Annotated in this window: 16 protein-coding genes; 7 read left to right on the top strand and 9 right to left on the bottom strand. The window is 72.6% G+C overall.

Translation table 11 applies throughout. The annotated features are described in order from the left end of the window. Positions 1 to 109: 109 nt before the first annotated feature. Genes AB3X52_RS12385 through AB3X52_RS12375 form a run of 3 tightly spaced genes read left to right on the top strand, consistent with a single transcriptional unit; the run spans position 110 to position 3,085 of the window. Positions 110 to 1,240, top strand: a complete 1,131-nt coding sequence (locus AB3X52_RS12385; RefSeq protein WP_367994390.1) for a thiolase family protein — start codon at positions 110 to 112, stop codon at positions 1,238 to 1,240. Positions 1,241 to 1,287: 47 nt separating this feature from the next. Next, the gene (locus AB3X52_RS12380) at positions 1,288 to 2,055 is read left to right on the top strand and encodes an SDR family NAD(P)-dependent oxidoreductase (protein ID WP_367994389.1); all 768 of its coding nucleotides are present in this window, start codon (positions 1,288 to 1,290) and stop codon (positions 2,053 to 2,055) included. 46 nt (positions 2,056 to 2,101) lie between these two features. Continuing rightward, a complete protein-coding gene (locus AB3X52_RS12375) occupies positions 2,102 to 3,085 on the top strand; it encodes a LysR family transcriptional regulator (protein ID WP_367994388.1) in 984 nt (327 codons plus the stop codon). Here AB3X52_RS12375 and AB3X52_RS12370 read toward each other — a convergent pair. After that, positions 2,995 to 3,900: a LysR family transcriptional regulator gene (locus tag AB3X52_RS12370; protein WP_367994387.1), complete on the bottom strand. Its 906-nt coding sequence runs from the start codon at positions 3,898 to 3,900 to the stop codon at positions 2,995 to 2,997. The genes AB3X52_RS12375 and AB3X52_RS12370 overlap by 91 nt on opposite strands. 111 nt (positions 3,901 to 4,011) lie before the next feature. Between AB3X52_RS12370 and AB3X52_RS12365 the strand changes: the two genes are divergently transcribed. The 3 genes from AB3X52_RS12365 to AB3X52_RS12355 are packed head-to-tail and all read left to right on the top strand — an operon-like array spanning position 4,012 to position 7,012. Beyond that, entirely contained in the window at positions 4,012 to 4,812 is an 801-nt protein-coding gene (locus AB3X52_RS12365; protein ID WP_367994386.1) for a crotonase/enoyl-CoA hydratase family protein, read from the top strand. Next, a complete protein-coding gene (locus tag AB3X52_RS12360) occupies positions 4,809 to 5,936 on the top strand; it encodes an acyl-CoA dehydrogenase family protein (protein ID WP_367994385.1) in 1,128 nt (375 codons plus the stop codon). The genes AB3X52_RS12365 and AB3X52_RS12360 overlap by 4 nt, the downstream gene beginning before the upstream one ends. Further along, entirely contained in the window at positions 5,933 to 7,012 is a 1,080-nt protein-coding gene (locus AB3X52_RS12355; RefSeq protein WP_367994384.1) for an acyl-CoA dehydrogenase family protein, read from the top strand. The genes AB3X52_RS12360 and AB3X52_RS12355 overlap by 4 nt, the downstream gene beginning before the upstream one ends. Positions 7,013 to 7,159: 147 nt before the next feature. Here AB3X52_RS12355 and AB3X52_RS12350 read toward each other — a convergent pair whose 3' ends face one another. From AB3X52_RS12350 to AB3X52_RS12320, 7 genes are all read right to left on the bottom strand, one after another. After that, positions 7,160 to 8,827, bottom strand: coding sequence for a class I adenylate-forming enzyme family protein (locus AB3X52_RS12350; RefSeq protein ID WP_367994383.1), 1,668 nt, complete (start codon positions 8,825 to 8,827; stop codon positions 7,160 to 7,162). Then, on the bottom strand, positions 8,824 to 10,008 hold the full coding sequence (locus AB3X52_RS12345; protein WP_367994382.1) for a CaiB/BaiF CoA transferase family protein: 1,185 nt from the start codon (positions 10,006 to 10,008) through the stop codon (positions 8,824 to 8,826). The genes AB3X52_RS12350 and AB3X52_RS12345 overlap by 4 nt, the downstream gene beginning before the upstream one ends. Then, complete coding sequence (locus tag AB3X52_RS12340; RefSeq protein ID WP_367994381.1) at positions 9,993 to 10,793, bottom strand: crotonase/enoyl-CoA hydratase family protein; 801 nt, start codon at positions 10,791 to 10,793, stop codon at positions 9,993 to 9,995. Before AB3X52_RS12340 ends, AB3X52_RS12345 begins: the two co-directional genes overlap by 16 nt. A gap of 11 nt (positions 10,794 to 10,804) precedes the next feature. After that, on the bottom strand, positions 10,805 to 11,962 hold the full coding sequence (locus AB3X52_RS12335) for an acyl-CoA dehydrogenase family protein (RefSeq protein ID WP_367994380.1): 1,158 nt from the start codon (positions 11,960 to 11,962) through the stop codon (positions 10,805 to 10,807). Then, positions 11,959 to 12,795: an enoyl-CoA hydratase/isomerase family protein gene (locus AB3X52_RS12330; RefSeq protein WP_367994379.1), complete on the bottom strand. Its 837-nt coding sequence runs from the start codon at positions 12,793 to 12,795 to the stop codon at positions 11,959 to 11,961. Before AB3X52_RS12330 ends, AB3X52_RS12335 begins: the two co-directional genes overlap by 4 nt. Next, on the bottom strand, positions 12,792 to 14,366 hold the full coding sequence (locus AB3X52_RS12325; protein ID WP_367994378.1) for a long-chain-fatty-acid--CoA ligase: 1,575 nt from the start codon (positions 14,364 to 14,366) through the stop codon (positions 12,792 to 12,794). Before AB3X52_RS12325 ends, AB3X52_RS12330 begins: the two co-directional genes overlap by 4 nt. A 121-nt stretch (positions 14,367 to 14,487) precedes the next feature. Beyond that, the gene (locus AB3X52_RS12320) at positions 14,488 to 16,191 is read right to left on the bottom strand and encodes a class I adenylate-forming enzyme family protein (protein ID WP_367994377.1); all 1,704 of its coding nucleotides are present in this window, start codon (positions 16,189 to 16,191) and stop codon (positions 14,488 to 14,490) included. Between the two features lie 231 nt (positions 16,192 to 16,422). On the opposite strand from AB3X52_RS12320, the gene AB3X52_RS12315 reads away from it, so the two are divergent. Further along, positions 16,423 to 17,103 (top strand): hypothetical protein, encoded by a 681-nt coding sequence (locus tag AB3X52_RS12315; protein WP_367994376.1) that lies wholly within the window; start codon positions 16,423 to 16,425, stop codon positions 17,101 to 17,103. A 103-nt stretch (positions 17,104 to 17,206) separates the two neighbouring features. Here the strand turns inward: AB3X52_RS12315 and AB3X52_RS12310 are convergent, their stop codons facing one another. Beyond that, positions 17,207 to 17,668: a TetR/AcrR family transcriptional regulator C-terminal domain-containing protein gene (locus tag AB3X52_RS12310; protein ID WP_367994419.1), complete on the bottom strand. Its 462-nt coding sequence runs from the start codon at positions 17,666 to 17,668 to the stop codon at positions 17,207 to 17,209. Positions 17,669 to 17,689: the final 21 nt, after the last annotated feature.

Raw genomic sequence — 17,689 nt, 5'->3', positions numbered from 1 at the left:
CTCGACCCATAGGCAGCGCCTCACTGGTGGATCGGCACGCGGTCTTTGTCGTGCCCCGTCGGCCGGTGGTTGCGTGGACCCACCATCCACGAGGCACCAGGAGCCAGCCATGCGCGATGCCGTCATCGTCGACGCCGTACGCACTCCGATCGGGAAGCGCAACGGAAGCCTTGCCGGTCTGCACCCGGCCGACGTCACCGGCCACGTCCTGGCCGCGCTGGCCGAGCGGACCGGGCTCGACCCCGCCACCGTCGACGACGTCGTCTGGGGCTGCGTGACCCAGGTCGGCGACCAGTCCGGCAACGTCGGCCGCGTCGGCCTCCTCGCGGCGGGTTGGCCCGAGTCCGTGCCCGGCACGACCGTCGACCGCAAGTGCGGCTCGGCGCAGCAGGCGGTCGCCTTCGCCGCGGCCGGTGTGATCAGCGGACAGTACGACGTCGCCGTCGCGGGCGGCGTCGAGTCGATGTCGCGCGCGGCGATGGGCTCCAACACGGTCGGCGGTGCGCCGTACCCCGACAGCGTGCTCCAGCGCTACGACGTCGAGCGCTTCAACCAGGGTCTCGGCGCCGAGATGGTGGCGCAGAAGTGGGGCTTCTCCCGCGCCCGGCTCGACGACTACTCCGCCCGCTCCCACGCCCGCACGGCGGCGGCCGCCGACGCCGGCGCCTTCGAGCGCCAGCTCGCCCCGCTCGCCGGTCTCACCCACGACGAGGGCCTGCGCCGCCAGACGACGCCGGAGACGCTCGCCGGGCTGCGGACCGCCTTCGCCGAGGACGGCGTGATCACCGCCGGCAACTCCTCGCAGATCTCGGACGGCGCCGGTGCGCTGCTGATCACGACCTCGACGATCGCCGCCCAGCGCGGCTGGTCGCCGCTGGCCCGCATCCACACGACCGTCGTGGCCGCCGACGACCCGGTCATCATGTTGACCGGTCCGATCCCGGCCACGGCGAAGGCGCTGACCCGCTCCGGCCTGCGCATCGACGAGATCGGCGCCTTCGAGGTCAACGAGGCCTTCGCGCCGGTGCCGCTGGCCTGGCAGGCCGAGTTCGGTGTCGCCGACGACGTCCTCAACCCGCTCGGCGGCGCCATCGCCGTCGGCCACCCGCTCGGCGGCTCCGGCGCCATCCTCATGACCCGTCTGGTCCACCACATGAGGGACCAAGGGATCCGCTACGGACTGCAGACGATGTGCGAGGCCGGAGGCATGGCCAACGCCACCATCCTCGAGCTCCTCTGACCAGCGCCCTCACCCACCCCACGCACCACGGAAGCGAGAAAAGACCCATGCGACTCGAAGGCCTCACCACCGCCATCACCGGAGGCGCCTCAGGCCTCGGCCTGGCCACCGCCCGCAAGCTCGTCAAGGAGGGCGGTCACGTCACGCTCATCGACCTGCCCTCCTCCGACGGCGAGCGCGTCGCCCAGGAGCTCGGCGACCGCGCCCAGTTCGTCGCGGGCGACGTCACCGACGAGGCCTCGTTCGCGGCCGCGCTCGACGCCGCCGACGGCCAGGCCGACGGCCTGCGCGGGCTCGTGCACTGTGCCGGCGCCGGCCGCCGCATGCGGATCATCGAGAAGGACGGCTCCCCCGGCTCGCTCGAGGACTTCGAGTTCGTGATCCGGCTCAACCTCATCGGCAGCTTCAACGCCCTCCGGCTCGGGGCGGTGCGCATGGCGGCCCACGACGCGGTCGACGGGGAGCGCGGCGCGATCGTGATGACCGCCTCCGTCGCGGCGTTCGAGGGCCAGATCGGCCAGATCAACTACTCCGCCTCCAAGGGCGGCGTCGTTGGCATGACGATCGTCGCGGCCCGCGACCTGGCCTCCAAGAACATCCGGGTCAACACGATCGCCCCCGGCATCATGGACACCCCGCTGCTGGGGCGGCTGCGGGACGACGTACGCGCGTCGCTGGCCGCCAGCGTGCCCAACCCGCGCCGGCTCGGGCACACCGACGAGTACGCCGGCCTCGCGGCCCACATCCTCGAGAACGGCTACCTCAACGGCGAGACCATCCGTCTCGACGGCGCCATCCGGATGGCGCCGCGCTGAGCGTCGAGACGCCTCGACCCGCCATCCCGGGCCTAGGATCGCGAGCGTGGATCCCCAGCACGTGCGCTACTTCCTCGCGGTGATCGACCACGGCAGCATCAACTCGGCCGCGAACGCCGTCGGGGTGGCGCAGCCGACGATCTCGCAGGCGATGCGGTCGCTGGAGCGCGAGCTCAAGACGCCGCTCTTCCACCGGATCGGGCGGGGGATGGTGCCGACCTCGGCCGGCCACGCGCTGGTCGGCCCGGCGCGCACCATCCTCCGCGACATCGCCACGGCGGCCGGCTCGGTGCCGGACGCCGAGGGCCACCTGCGCGGGCGGGTCGACATCCGCGCCCACCCCGCGGTCAGCACCGGGATGCTTCCGCGGGCGGTCGCGGAGTTCCACCGCCGCCATCCGAAGGTGCGGGTGACGATCGGGACGATGTATGACGAGAGCCGCGTCGCCTCGCTGCTGCGCAACGCCGTCTGCGAGATCGTCGTCATCCACCTCCCCCTCGACGACGACCCGGACGACACCGCCGAGCCGGGGCTCGAGACGCTCGAGCTCGGGACGCAGGTCTATCGGGTGGCGCTGCCACCGGACGAGGACTCGCCCACCGAGGGCACGCTGCGCTGGGACGAGCTCGACAGCCCCATGGTCGTCGTCCCGCAGGGCACCTCCCACGCCAGCCGGATCTTCCGAGCGATGAGCCCGCGGCAGCAGGCGCGCCCGCCGGCCGTCGTACTCCAGAACCGGGAGGCGCGCCTCGCGTTCGCCCTCGCCGGCGTCGGGCCGACCTGGATCGAGCAGTCGATGACACAGGTCGCGCTGGAGCGCGGCGGACGGGTCCGCACGATGGAGCCGCCGCTGCCGGCGCCATACGGCATGGTCTTCGAGCCCGACCGCCTCTCCCCTGCCGCGGCGGCGTTCGTCGAGGTGTGCCGGGAGCTCGTCGGTCAGTCCTCGGCCGGTGCCGGATCCGGCGCGGGCGGCGGGCCGTCGGGACAGAGCGCCGCGACGAACGCCTCCCCCGCCGGCGAGAGCTGATCGGCGCGGAACACCGCCGCGACCTCGCGCCGGACCTCCGGCTCGAGCGCACGGAGTACGACGCCGGTCAACTGCGTCCCGGCGATCCCCTCGGGCAGCAGCGCCATGCCGGCGCCCGCCATCACGAGCTCCCAGGTCACCTGTCGGAACCCCGAGCGCAGGAGGGCCTCCTCCGCCGGAGGCAGGAAGTCGGCCTCCGCGACGAGGTCACCCAGCCGGTCCTCCATGCTGCGGATCAGCGGGAGGTCGGCGAGCATCCGCTGCGGCACCGGGTCGGGCAGGCCGGCCGCGAGCTCGGGCACCATCGCGAGCACCATCCGCTGCGCGGCGAGCGGGCGGAGGGTGAGCGCGTCTGCCTTCACCGGCAGCGTCGTGAGGCCGATCTCCGCCTGCCCCTGACGCACCGCCGCCACGACGCCGCCTGCGTGGCCGGGGTCGCTGATCCGCACCTCCACGCCGGGGTGGCGCCGGCGGAACGCCTGCACCAGGTCCGGCAGCGGGTGGAGGGTCAGGTCGGCGATCGCCGCGAGGTGGAGCCGGCCCGCGCGCAGCATCCGCACCTCCTCGACCCGCCGGCGCGCGACCGCGACGTCACGGACGACACGGCGTGCCGAGACCTCGAAGACGCGGCCGGCATCGGTGAGCTCGAGCTGACGCCCGGACCGGTCGAACAGCTCGGCACCGACCTCGCGCTCGAGGGACTTGATCGCCTGCGACAGCGAGGGCTGCGCGATGTAGAGGGCATTCGCCGCCTTCGTGATCCCACCGTGGTCGACCACGGCGACGAAGTACTCCACCAGCCGAAGGTCCACCACTCTGGTGAGCATAGGTGACGGCTATCACTGCCTTCGCGCGGCGGTCTTTGCCGCGGACGCGTCGCCGGGCCAGAGTGGACCAGCAGCGAAGCCACCACCGACAGGAGCCCGATGAGCGCGCCACTGAGGATCGACCGCACCGAGAGCGTCGAGACCTGGACCCTCGACCTCCCGGAGTCCCGCAACCCGATCTCCGGCGCGGACATGATCGACGCGCTGGTGGCCGCGTCCGACCGGGTCAACCGGGACAGCGACGTCCGAGCGGTGATCATCACGGGAGCCGGCTCCGCATTCTCCTCCGGTGGCAACGTCAAGGACATGGCGACCGGCGAGGGGCTCTTCGGCCACGCTCCCCACCGCCAGCGGACCGCCTACCGGGACGGCATCCAACGGATCCCGCGGGCGCTGTGGGCCTGCGAGGTGCCGCTCATCGCCGCCGTGAACGGTCCGGCGGTGGGCGCCGGTTGCGACCTGGCGCTGATGTGCGATCTGCGGATCGCCGCCACGAACGCCTTCTTCGCCGAGTCGTTCGTGAAGCTCGGCATCATTCCCGGCGACGGTGGGGCGTTCTTCCTGCCCCGGGCGGTCGGCGCCGCTCGGGCGGCCGAGATGGCGCTCACCGGCGACCGGGTCGACGCAGCCACGGCGCTCGAGTGGGGCCTGGTGTCGCGGGTGGTCGAGCCGGACATGCTGCTCGAGGAGGCCCACGCGCTGGCCCGTCGCGTCGCCGCGAACCCGCCCCACGCCGTACGCATGGCGAAGAAGCTCCTCCGCGAGGCCGATGGGCGCGGTCTCGACACCGTGCTCGAGCTCTCCGCGGCGATGCAGGCGGTCGCCCACCAGACCAAGGACCACCACGAGGCGGTCGCGGCGATGCTCGAGAAGCGCTCCCCGGAGTTCACCGGCGAATGACCACGCTGCTCCCGCCGCCCCTGGCCGAGACGCCGGCGCTGGCACGACTGCGCGCCGACGTCCGTGCCTTCCTCGACGAACAGATCGCCGCCGGCGTCTTCACCCCCGACGTCGACACCTGGCTCAACGGCTTCCACCCCGACTTCACCCGGTCGCTGGCCGAGCGTGGGTGGCTGGGCATGACGATCCCCGCGGAGTACGGCGGCCACGGCCGCTCCTTCCTCGAGCGGTTCGTCGTCACCGAGGAGCTGCTGGCCGCCGGCGCTCCGGTCGCGGCGCACTGGATCGCCGACCGGCAGGCCGCGCCGTCGCTGCTGAAGTACGGCACCGAGGAGCAGAAGCAGCGCTACCTGCCGCGGATCACCGCGGGCGAGCTCTTCTGGGCCATCGGCATGAGCGAGCCCGACTCCGGCTCCGACCTTGCCAGCGTCCGCACCCGCGGCGAGCGGGTCGAGGGTGGCTGGAGGCTCACCGGGACGAAGGTGTGGACCTCCGGGGCCCACCACGCGCACGCCTTCTTCGCCCTGGCCCGGACCGCGCCGCTCGACCCGCAGCACCGGCACGCCGGGCTCTCGCAGTTCATCGTGGAGCTCGACTCCCCCGGCGTCGAGATCCGGCCGATCCGGTCGATGAACGGCGCCCACCACTTCAACGAGGTCCATCTCGAGGGCGTCTTCGTGCCCGACGAGCTGGTCATAGGCACGATCGGCGACGGCTGGGCCCAGGTCACCTCCGAGCTGTCCTACGAGCGCAGTGGGCCGGAGCGGTTCCTCTCGACGTACCGTCTGCTGGCCGCACTCGCCGGCCGCGGGCTCGGCGACGCCGAGACCGGGGCGTACGTCGCCCGGCTCGCCGGCCTCCACCAGATGTCGTCCGCCGTCGCGGGCGCCCTCGAGCACCATCAGGACGTGTCGTCGGCCGCGGCCGTGGTCAAGGTGCTGGGCACGGCGCTCGAGGGCGACGTCGCGGACCTCGCCGACCGACTGACCGAGGACGACCCGGGTGATCCCGAGCTGCGCGCGCTGGTCGCGCGGGCGGTGTTCCACCGGCCCGGGTTCACCCTCCGCGGCGGCACCAGCGAGGTGCTGCGCGGCGTGATCGCGAGAGAGCTGGGACTGCGATGACCGACCGCACGACCCCTGACGCGTCGGCCACGGCCGGCTACGTCGTCGACCCCGACCTCGTCGCCACCATCCGGGACCTGCTCACCGCGAGCGCGCCGACGCCCCGCGACCCCGAGGCCGGGATCGCCTTCGACGCCGCACTGTGGGACAAGCTGGACGCGCTCGGCCTCGCCCGGCTCACCACGCCGGAGGACGACGGCGGCAGCGGTGCCACCTGGCACGAGTCGGCGGCGCTGCTCACCGAGATGGCGGCCGCTGCCGTGTCCCTGCCGGTCGCCGAGCACGACCTGCTCGCCGGCTGGCTGCTGCGCGCGGCCGGACTCCCGGTCGACAACCGGCGCCGCACGATCGGCCTCGTCGAGTGGGACGACGAGGGGCGTCCGGTCGCTCGGGCCGTCCCGTCGGCACGCCATGCGGACGCCGTCGTGCTGGTCTCGGCCGGCGACGGCGGTCGCGTCGTGGCGGACGTCGCGCTGTCCGAGCTCGAGATCACCGAGGGGCTCAACCTCGCCGGGGAGCCGCGTGACGACGTCCGCCTCGAGCCCTCGGCACTCACCGGGCCGGTCGTGGCCGACGACGTCGCCCACGAGCTGTTCCACCGCGCCGGTCTCGTCCGAGCGATCCAGGTCGCGGGTGCGCTCGAACGCTGCCTCTCGCTCACGCTCGAGCACACCACGACCCGGGTCCAGTTCGGCCGACCGATCTCCCGCTTCCAGGCCGTCCAGCACCTCCTGGCCGACATCGCCGCGGAGACCTCGCTGGCCCGGGCCGCGGTGGACGCGGCCGTCCGGGCGGCCGCGGCACGTGACGCCGGCGAGGCCGACGGCGCGAGCCTGGCCTTCCTGGTCGCCGTCGCGCGGTCGTGCGCGGGTCACGCCGCCTCGGTCGTCGTACGCCAGGCGCACCAGCTGCACGGCGCCATCGGCACCACCCTCGAGCACGACCTCCACCGCTTCACCCTCGCGGCCCTCGCCTGGCGCTCCGAATACGGCTCCACCCAGACCTGGGACCGCCGCGTCGCCGAGCTCGCCACCACGGCCGGCACCGCCGGCCTCTGGGGACTCATCACCCGCTGACCCCGGCGGCACCCACCCGGGGACCGGGCAGATCCCGCCATCGCGGGCGGATGCCCACGTCACGAACGCCGGGGCCCGGACCTTCCCACCGTGGCGGGAAGGTGCCGGGCCCCGGCGCGCTCGGCCGCCGTCTGCGGCGGGCAGGACTCAACCCAGGCGGCTGCGCAGCTCGGTCTTGAGGATCTTGCCGGCCGGGTTGGTGGGGAGGGCCGGGACGTGGTGGACCTCGCGGATCTTCTTGTAGGGCAGAACCTGCTCGGCCACGAACGACATCAGCTCCTCCGCCGAGGCCTCGGCGCCGGCGTGGAGGACGACGAACGCCACCGGGAGCTGACCGACCGCCGGGTCGGGGCGACCGACGACGGCCGTCGCATCGACCGCGGGGTGCCGGACGAGGATCTCCTCCAGCTCACGCGGATAGACGTTGTAGCCCTTGTAGATCAGCATGTCCTTGAGCCGGTCGCTGATGAAGACGAAGCCCTCGTCGTCGACGTAGCCGATGTCACCGGTGCGCAGCCAGCCGTCGACGTACTGCTCGGCGGTGAGCTCGTCGTGGCCGGCGTAGCCGTCGGTGACCTGCGGGCCGCGCACCCAGAGCTCACCATGCGCGCCGGCCGGGAGCACACCACCGTCCGGGCCGCGCACCTCGAGCTCCGTGTCGGGTACGGGCTGGCCGACGCTGCCGAGCTTGCGGCGGGCGCCGTGGAAGGCCGGAGCGGCCGTGACCAGGCAGGTGCCCTCGGTCAGTCCCCAGCCCTCGTTGAGCATCGCCGACGGGAAGATCGATCGCAGCCCACGCATCGTCTCGAGGTCGATGGGGGCGGCGCCCGAGGAGACCACCTGGAGCGAGCTCAGGTCGCGCTCCCGGGCCGCCGGGCAGGTGAGCAGCGCGTGCCACATCGTCGGGCTGCCGTTGATGTACGTCGCCCGTCGCGACTCGATCAGCTCGAGCATCCGCTCCGGGCTGAACCGGCCCATGATGACGATCCGAGCGCCCGTCGCGAGCATGAAGAGGGTGTTGATCAGCGCCTGGGCGTGATACATCGGCCCGGCCATGATGCTGACGCCACGGCCCTCGTGGAGCCCGATGTCGTCGCGTCCCAGCGTGGTGAGCACGAGGTCGCCGGCGGTGACCGCGACGGTCATCCCGCCGCGCCACGCGACCGCCTGGCAGACGTTGGCGACGACGTTGCGGTTGAGGACCCGGACTCCCTTCGACACGCCGGTCGTGCCGCCGGTGAAGGCAAGGTGGGCGACGTCGCCGGGCGTGGCCTTGGGTGCCGGCGGGTCGGTCGGCCGCCCGGCGCAGTAGTCGGCGACCGTCACGACGGCGTCGGCGGCGGGGATCTCGGTCGATGCCGGGGCGGCCGAGGTCCCCGGCACCACCACGATCCGGCGTACGCCGGTCCCCTCACGCGCAGCGAGAGCGTGCGCGACGTGGTCGGGGTGGCTCACGACGACCTCGGCCCCGGCGTCCTGCAGCTGGTGGCGCAGACCGTCGACCGGGTGGAGCGGGTTGGCCGGCGAGAGCGTCGCGCCGGCGAGCTGGACGCCGACGTAGGCGACGACGAACCAGCGGCTGTTCGGCAGGTGCATGAGGACGGTGTCGCCCGGGCCGATGCCGTCGGCCTGCAGCGCGTGCGCGAGGGCCGAGCCCTCCTCGAGCAGACGGCCGAAGGTGAGCCGCTCCTCGCCGTCCTCGATCGCGACATGGTCGGCGAAGCGCCGGCACACGGCGGTGAGCAGCTCGCCGACGCCGACCTCCGGATAGTCGAGGTGGTGCGGGATGCCCTCGGGCCAGTACGGCGCGGTCATGCGACGGTTCCTTCCTCATGCAGTGCGGCGATCTCGTCGGTGGTCAGGCCGAGCCCGGCGAGGATCTCGTGGGTGTGGGCGCCCGGCGCGGCGGGTGCCGCCGGGGGCGCGAGCGGCGTGGCGCCGAAGCGGGGTGCGGGCGCCGGGTGGACGACGCCGTTCTCGTCGTGGACGTAGGTCGCCCGGTCGACCAGGTGGGCGTCGGACGGTGCCTCGTCGATGTCGAGCACGGGCGTCACACACGCGTCGACCTCCGCGAAGACGGCGGCCCACTCGTCGCGGGTGCGGGTGGCGAACGCCTCCGCGAACGCCTTGCGGGTGGCCGGGAACGTCGCCGGGTCACGCTGCGCGGCGGGGTCGTTGACGTCGACCAGGTCGGTGACGCCGAGCGTCTCGACGAGCACGCGGTAGAACTGCGGCTCGACGGCGCCGACCGCGACGTACTTCGCGTCGGCGCACTCGTAGGTGTCGTAGAACGGCATGGACCCGTCGAACATGTTGCTGCCGCGGTCGGCGGTCCAGCGTCCCTGGGCGGCGAAGCCATAGGTCATCGCCATGAGCAGCGCCGAGCCGTCGACCATCGCGGCGTCGACGTCCTGGCCGACGCCGCTGGTCCGGGCGTGCAGCACCGCCGAGACGACGCCGAGCGCCAGGAGCATCCCACCACCACCGAAGTCGCCGACGAGGTTGAGCGGCGGCACCGGCCGCTCCCCCGGGCGCCCGATCGAGCCGAGCACGCCCGAGAGCGCGATGTAGTTGATGTCGTGGCCTGCCCGCGCGGCGAGCGGGCCCTCCTGGCCGAAGCCGGTCATCCGGCCGACGACCAGCTCGGGGTGGGAGGCGCGCAACACCTCCGGCGCGAGGCCGAGCCGCTCCAGCACACCGGGCCGGAAGCCCTCGAGGAGCACGTCGGACTCGTCGATCAGGCGGCGTACGACGGCCACCCCGCTCGCCCGCTTGAGGTCGATCGCCAGCGTGCGACGGCCGCGGTCGAGCACCGGGTTGGGTGGCGTGCCGACCTCGCTGGGCCGGTGGACGCGGACCACGTCCGCACCGAGGTCGGCGAGCACCATCGCGCAGAACGGCCCGGGTCCGATCCCGCCGAGCTCCACGACGCGCAGCCCGGCCAGTGGACCGGGCCGGGCCGGCGTCGTACCGCTGACGGTCACCTGCCCTGCCACTGCGGCGCCCGCTTCTCCGCGAAGGCGCGCGCGCCCTCCTGGGCGTCCTCGGAGGCGAAGACCGGCTCGATGATCGAGGCCTGCCGCTCCCAGCGCTCCGCGAGCGGCCAGCCACGGGACTCGACGATCACCTGCTTGCTCGCCCGGGTCGCCAGCGGACCGTTGGTCGCGATCGCGCGGGCCAGGTCGAGGGCCGCGGCGAGGGCCTCGCCGTCGTCGACGAGCCGGTTGACCAGCCCGATCGCCGCGGCGCGCGGCGCGTCCAGGAAGTCCCCGGTGAGCGCGAGCTCCATGGCGACGTTCGGCGGGATCCGCTCCGGGAGCCTCATCAGCCCGCCGGCGGCCGCGACCAGTCCACGCTTGGCCTCGGGGATGCCGAGCTTGGCGCCACGGCCGGCCGTGACCATGTCGCAGGCGAGCACGATCTCGCAGCCGCCGGCGAGGGCGTAGCCCTCGACCGCCGCGATCATCGGCTTCGCGGGCGGCGCCATCGTGATCCCGGCGAAGCCTCGGCCCGGCAGCGACGGTCGCTCGCCCCGCAGGAAGCCCTTGAGGTCCATCCCGGCGCAGAAGGTGCCACCGGCACCGGTGATGACGCCGACGGCGAGATCGTCGCGTGCGTCGAGCTCGTCGAGCGCGGCGGCCACGCCCTCGGAGACGGCGAGCGTCACGGCGTTCTTCGCGGTGGGGCGGTTGATGGTGATGACCATGACGCCGTCCTCGGCGGTCACCAGGACCTCGGGCTGGTCGGTCGGCGTGCTGCTGGTCTCCTGGGTCGCCGTCATCGACGTTCCTCTCACAGTCCCATCGCCTTGGCGATGATCGTCTTCATGACCTCGCTCGTCCCGCCGTAGATCCGGGAGACGCGCGCGTCGGTGTAGAGCTTCGAGATGGTGTACTCGCTCATGTAGCCGTAGCCGCCGTGCAGCTGGAGGCACTTGTCGACGACCCGCGCCTGCATCTCGGTCGTCCACAGCTTCACCGCGGCCGCGTCGGCGGCGGTGAGCTCTCGGCGGTCGTTGAGCTCGAGCGCCTGGTCGACCATCGCCTGGCCGGCCTGGAGATCGGCCGAGCACTCGGCGAGCACGAACTTGGTGTTCTGGAAGCCGGCGACCGGCTGGCCGAAGGCGGTGCGCTCCTGGGTGTAGTCGCGGGCGAGCCCGATGGCGGCCCCCGCCATCGCGACCGCGCTGACCGCGAGGATGAGCCGCTCCTGGGCGAGGTTGTGCCCGAGGTAGGAGAAGCCCTCGCCCTCCTCGCCCAGCCGGTCCTCGACCGGGACGGCGACGTCGGTGAAGGAGAGCTCGCAGGTGTCCTGCGCCTTGAGCCCCATCTTCTCCAGGTTCCGGCCGACCTCGTAGCCCGGTGAGGTGGTGTCGACGACCAGGATCGAGAGCCCCGCCCGACGGTTCTCCGGCGTCGCGGGCGAGGTGCGCGCGACGACGAGGACGCGGTCGGCGTTGTCGCCGCCGGTGATGAAGGTCTTCGCACCGTTGAGCACGTAGTGCGTCCCGTCGTCGGAGAGCCGCGCGCTCGTCCGGATGCCCGCCAGGTCCGAACCGGTGCCGGGCTCGGTCATCGCGATCGCGAACATCGTCGTGCCCGCCGCGAAGCCCGGCAGCCAGCGCTGCTTCTGCTCGTCGCTCGCGATCCGGAGCAGGTAGGGCAGGACCAGGTCGAGGTGGACCCGCAGCGGGCCGAGGCTCAGCCCGAGCCGCGCGGCCTCCTCGGTGACGATGGCGTTGAACTTGTACGACGCCAGGCCGGCGCCGCCGTACTCCTCCGGGACCTGAAGCCCGAGGAGGCCCATCTCCCCGGCCTTCTCATAGAACGCCTTGTCCGGACGCCCCTGCTTCTCCCAGTCGGCGTAGTGCGGCACCGCCTCCTTCTCGAAGAAGGTGCGCACCGACTCACGGAACGCCTCGTGGTCGACGTCGAAGATGAGTCTCTTCATCTGAAGTCCTCCTGGTCTGTCGCGGGCTTGGCGCCCGTCGCGTCGGGGGTCGTGTCGAGCCGCCAGGCGCCGGTGAAGTCCGGCTCGGTCCGCTCGGCGAACGCCCGCCTGGCGGCGGGTGCGTCCGTGCCGAAGTTGACGGTCTGGGCGGCGCTCTCCTGGGCCAGCGCCGCCTCGAACGAGGACGTGCTGCCGTGGTGGAGCATCTGCTTGGTGAGGGCGAGGGCGACCGGCGGACCGGCCGCCAGGCGGACGGCGAGGTCGGTGACGAAGGCGTCCAGCTCGTTCGGCTCCTTGACCCAGGTCGCCAGGCCGAGGGCGAGCATCTCCTCGGCGCCCACGATCTCGCCGAGCAGGGCGAGCCGCTTCGCCTGGAGCAGGCCGACGGCCCGCGGCAGGAGCCAGGACCCGCCGGCGTCGAGCGAGAGCCCGCGACGGGCGAAGATCTCGCTGAACCGCGCCGTGGTCGCCGCCACGACGAAGTCGCAGCCGAGCGCGAGGTTGGCCGCCGCCCCGACGACCACTCCCTCGACACGGGCGATCACGGGCTGCGGCAGGTCGTGCAGCGTCGTCACCGTGTCGGCCCACAGCCTCATCCGCGTCATCGGGTGAGCCGCCGAGAGCGGGTGGTCGTTCCGGGACAGGTCGGCGCCGGAGCTGAAGTCGCCACCCGCTCCGGTCAGCACGACGACGCGGACACCGTCGTCGTACGCCGTGCGGTGCAGGGCCTCGCCGAGCGCCTGCAGCGTCGGGACGTCGATCGCGTTCTTCCTGCCGGGGTTGTCGAAGGTCAGGGTGCGGACCGGGCCCTCGTCCGTGACGTGCAGCGTCATCGTCCCTCCCGGACCAGCGACCGCAGCTCGCCCTTGAGGATCTTGCCGCTGGCGTTCATCGGCATGGCCGCGACGATGGTGATCCGCTTCGGCACCTTGTAGGCCGCCAGGTGCTCCCGTCCGTAGGCCTCGATCTCCTCGGCCGAGGGCGCGTCCTCGCCGCGAGGGACGACGACCGCGACCGGCACCTCGCCCCACCGCTCGTCGGGCGCGCCCACGACGGCGACCGTGCCGACCTTCGGGTGGCCCGCAAGGACGTTCTCCACCTCGGCGCAGTAGATGTTCTCCCCGCCGCTGATGATCATGTCCTTGATCCGGTCGACGACGTAGCAGAAGCCGTCCTCGTCGACCCGGACCAGGTCGCCGGAGTGGAACCAGCCGCCGCGGAAGGCCTCCGCGGTCTTCTCGGGAGCGTTCCAATAGCCGAGCATCACCGTCGGCCCGCGGTAGACGATCTCGCCGACCTCGCCCGGCGCGACGTCGTTCATCTCCGGGTCGACGACCCGGGCCTCCACGTTGAGCATCGGCTTGCCCACCGAGTCCGGCCGCTCGGCGGCGTCCTCCGCCCTCAGCACCATCGCCGAGGAGCAGACCTCGGTCTGGCCGAAGGCGGAGGTGAGGCTGACCGTCGGGAACGCGTCCCGGATCTCGCGGACGAGCTGGGCGCTCGCGGGCGCCGCTCCCCAGTTGCCGGCCTGGAAGTGCGGGAAGGTGCGTCCCTCGATCGAGGGATGCCGCACGATCGCCTGCCACTGGGACGGCACGAAGAAGGCGAGGCTGATCTGCTCGGTGTCGAGCACGTCGATGATCCGCGCGGGGTCGAACGCGCCGCTCGGCATCAGCACGAGCCGACCCCCGACGAAGGCCGTCGAGAGATACGTCGCGAAGCCGGCGATGTGGAACAGCGGCACGGCGCACAGACTCACCCGGCAGCTGTTCGGGAAGCCCATGTGCGCGTAGCGCGCCGTCACCCAGGCGTAGAGGTTGCGGTGCGAGAGCATCGCGCCCTTCGGCTTCCCGGTCGTCCCGGATGTGTAGAGGATGACCGCGGCGCAGTCCTCGTCGACACGCGTCTCCGGGCGGGGCTCCGCGGCCGCCAGGTCGCGCTCGTAGTCGTCGCTGTCGACCACGATCGTCGTGGCCACCGCGATGCCCGCCGGCGAGCGCATCGCCTCGGACGCACGGTCGTGCAGCCCCGCGTCGACGAGCAGCGCGCAGGCGCCGCTGTCGGCGAGCTGGTAGGCGACCTCGGCGGCGGTCAGTCGGAAGTTGAGCGGTACGGCGATCGCACCCAGCCGGCTGCAGGCGACGAGCGCCTCGGCATACTCCGGCCGGTTCGTCATCAGCAGGGCCACCCGCTCCCCCGCGGTCACGCCGCGGTCGGCGAGGACGGTCGCCAGCCGCCCGGCGCGGTCGTGCAGCTCGGCGTACGTCGTCGTACGGCTGCCGAAGGTGAGCGCGACGCTGTCCGGCGTCTGCCGGGCATGCCGCCCCACCTGGGCGCTCAGCGAGTTGCCCTGACCGTGGATGTCGAGCACCTCCGGCCGACCCTCACCCGCCTGAACCGCCACCGCGTCCTCCTCGACCGACCTTCGCCCTGGGTTCATCGTGTGGGCTGCGTCACCTGCCGCACAAAGACCTACGGCAATACCGTCCATGAGGCGCTTCCTATGACGACGCCACCAGCGGGCTCTAGGACGACGCCGGCTCCGACGCGTAGCGCGCCCGCAGCTCGGTCTTGAGCACCTTGCCGGCCGCCGACGTGGGCAGGGCGCCGACGAAGACGATCTCGCGGACACGGGAGTACGGCGCCACCCGCTCGGCCACGTGGGCCATCAGCTCCTCGGCCAGCTCGGACGTGCCGACCGCCTCGGCGGCCGGCACCACGAACGCGACCGGGATCTCGCCGACCTCCGGGTCCGGGGCACCGATGACGCTCGCCTGCGCCACCGCCGGATGGCGCACCAGCAGCTCCTCGAGCGGGCTGGGATAGACGTTGTAGCCCTTGTAGATCAGCATGTCCTTCGCCCGGCCGACGAGGTAGAGCCAGCCGTCCGCGTCGAGCCGCCCCAGGTCGCCGGTGCGTAGCCAGCCGTCGACGAACTGCTCCCGGGTGAGCTCGGGGTGGTGGCGGTAGCCGGCCGTGATCTGCGGTCCCCGCGCCCACACCTCGCCGGTCTCCCCGACCGGCAGCTCTGCTCCCCCGCCGAGCGCATGGATCGTCAGCTCGGTGTCGAAGACCGGCGCTCCGACCGAGCCTGGCGGTGTGGCTCCGGGCTCGAGCGGATGGAGGGTGAGACACATGGTCGCCTCGGTGAGGCCGTAGCCCTCGACCACCAGCGCGTTCGGGAAGATCCTCCCCAGCCGCTCGAGGGTGGCGGTCTCGATCGGGGCCGCGCCGGAGTTCACCACCCGGACCGACGACAGGTCGCGCTGCTCGACGCCCGGCACGGCCAGCAGCGCGTGGAAGAGCGCCGGCGACCCGGGCAGCGAGGTGATCGCGCGCGACTCGATCGTGTCGAGGAACCGCGCCGGGTCGAACCGTCCCACGATCACCACCTCCGCGCCGGCCAGGACGTTCCCCGTCTGGGAGACCAGCCCCATCGCGTGGAACAGCGGCGCGAGCGCGACGACCCGGCCCTCGCCGGGCGCCGTCATGTGGTCGTTGCGCCCGGCCGCCAGTGGCTCGAGCAGGACGCCGCCGTACTCGTCCACGGCGGGGAGCGCCGCACCCCGGAAGCAGGCGGTCTGGATCGCATTGGCGACGACGTTGCGGTGGCGCACCTCGACGGCCTTCGAGCGGCCGGTCGTGCCGCCGGTGAAGGAGAGGTGGGCGAGGTCGTCGGCGTCCACGCCGCGTTCCTCGATCGGCGTGCTGCGGAGCAGGTCGTCGAACGATGCGGCTCCCAGCGGGAGCGACCCCTCCTCGGGTATCGGGCCGGGAGCTGCCGCGGTCGGCGGCGCCAGGACCGTCAGCCGGAGGCCCGGGGTGGCGGCCTCGGCCAGCGCCCGGATGGTCGTCGGGTGGGTCATCGCCGCGACCGCGCCGGACTCCTCGAGCTGGTCGCGGAGCACGGTCGGCGGGAGGCTCGGGTTGAGCGGCGTGACGACCGCGCCGGCCAGCAGGATGCCGTAGTAGCCGACCGTGAACCACGCCGAGTTCGGCAGGTGGAGCGCCACCGTCTCACCGCGCTCGACACCGCGCTCGCGCAGTCCTGTCGCGAGCCGGCGGGCGGCGTCGTACAGCTCGGCGTAGGTGAGCGCGAGGCCTCCGTCACGCAGCGCCACGTGGTCCGGATAGCGCCGCGCGGAGCCGGCGAGCACGTCGCCGACCGTGGCCGCGGACGGGTAGTCCAGGTGGGGGCCAGGATGACCGGCAGGCACGTAGGACGCCATGTTTCTCCCTCTGGCGGACTTGTCGAGCGCTCGTTAAGTTAACCGGTCGGCGATGTGACGGCAACCACACTCGGGCCGTCTCCTGCGGGGATCGGCGATCGTTAGCGAGCCTTCATAGTCTGGGCCGATAAGCCTCATCGGTCCGCGGTCTTTGTCACGCCGGCAGCCGCCTTGGTGAACTGCGTCACACCACCGGGAGGGAGGTCCTCCCACTGACAGAAGGGGCCCGAGATGGCCACGACCGAGCACATCGAGACGCATCTCCTCAGCGACGTGCGCGACCGTCGCGTCCCGCTGGAGACCCCGGCCGCGACCCGGATCGGCAACCCGATGCCGATCGCCCTCGGCCTACTGGCCTTCCAGCTGCTGATCTTCGGGGTCGAGTGGTGGAACACCGACGTCGCGACCATCGGCAAGAGCGGCGTGGCCGCCGCCAACGAGTACTCCCTCATCGTCGCCGGACTCGCGCAGTTCGTCGCCGGCATCATCTGCTTCTTCCGCGGCGAGGGCTACCGCGGCCAGATCGCCGCAATGTTCGGCCTCTGGCTCCTGGGCTTCTTCCTCCTCGCCCGCGACGAGGAGGCGCCGCCGATGTCGGCCGCCTGGTTCCTCTTCGGCCTGATCCTGCCGCTGGCGATCATCATGATTCCGGCCATCCTGAGCAGGATCTGGGCGTTCGTCATCGCCTTCGGCGCGATCATCGGGATGTGTGTCACCGCGGGCTTCGGCTTCCGCGGGATCTCCCTCGAGTCCGCGAAGGCCGCCGCCGGCGCGACGCCCCACCTCGACGGCTATGTGACCCTGCTCCACGTCGCGGCCGTCTTCGGGTGGGTCTGTGTCACGGCCCTCGCCTGGCTCATGGTCGAGGACCTCTGTCGCGAGCACGGCGTGCTCAAGCCCAAGGCACACTGAGCCCGCTCCCATCCCTGCCTACGGCGGCGGTCGACGGTCACACGATGACGGTCGACCGCCGTCGTACGCGCAGGCGAGGGACGCCGCTCGCCCCGGATCGGACTCAGCGCGTCAGCGTCTCGAACCGGGCGCGGAGGCCGACGATGAAGGCATCGAGCGCGTAGTCGAAGGAGTCCCGGTCGATCTCCTCGGCGTGCTCGGCGATGCGGTGCGCGTCGCTCAGGTGCGGATAGCGGTGGGCGTAGACGGCGACGTCGTCCACGAAGCCCTTCGAGAAGGACCCCATCGCGGCACCGAAGACGACATACTTCGTCGCCGCGCCGATCATCGTCGCCTCCCGCGGCGGCCAGCCGGCCCCGACCAGACCACCGTGGACGTCGTCGGCGCGCTGCAGCGAGGACGCACGATGGCCGGGTCCCTGCGCCAGGACGGGCACCAGGTTCGGGTGCGTCGCGAGCGCCGCCCGCAGCGAGCGGGCCCACGTACGCTCACCATAATCTAACAGCGTTCGACACCTCGACGGGCGCCGCAGGCCGTGCCCGACAGCCACCACCAGAGCCAGCATCATCCGAAGGAGTCATCCCCC

The sequence above is a fragment of the Nocardioides eburneus genome, assembly GCF_040838215.1.
In the GTDB taxonomy this organism is placed as follows: Bacteria; Actinomycetota; Actinomycetes; order Propionibacteriales; family Nocardioidaceae; genus Nocardioides; species Nocardioides eburneus.
The sequence above is the reverse complement of the archived record's forward strand: the minus strand, read 5'-3'. Positions and strand labels throughout refer to the sequence as shown.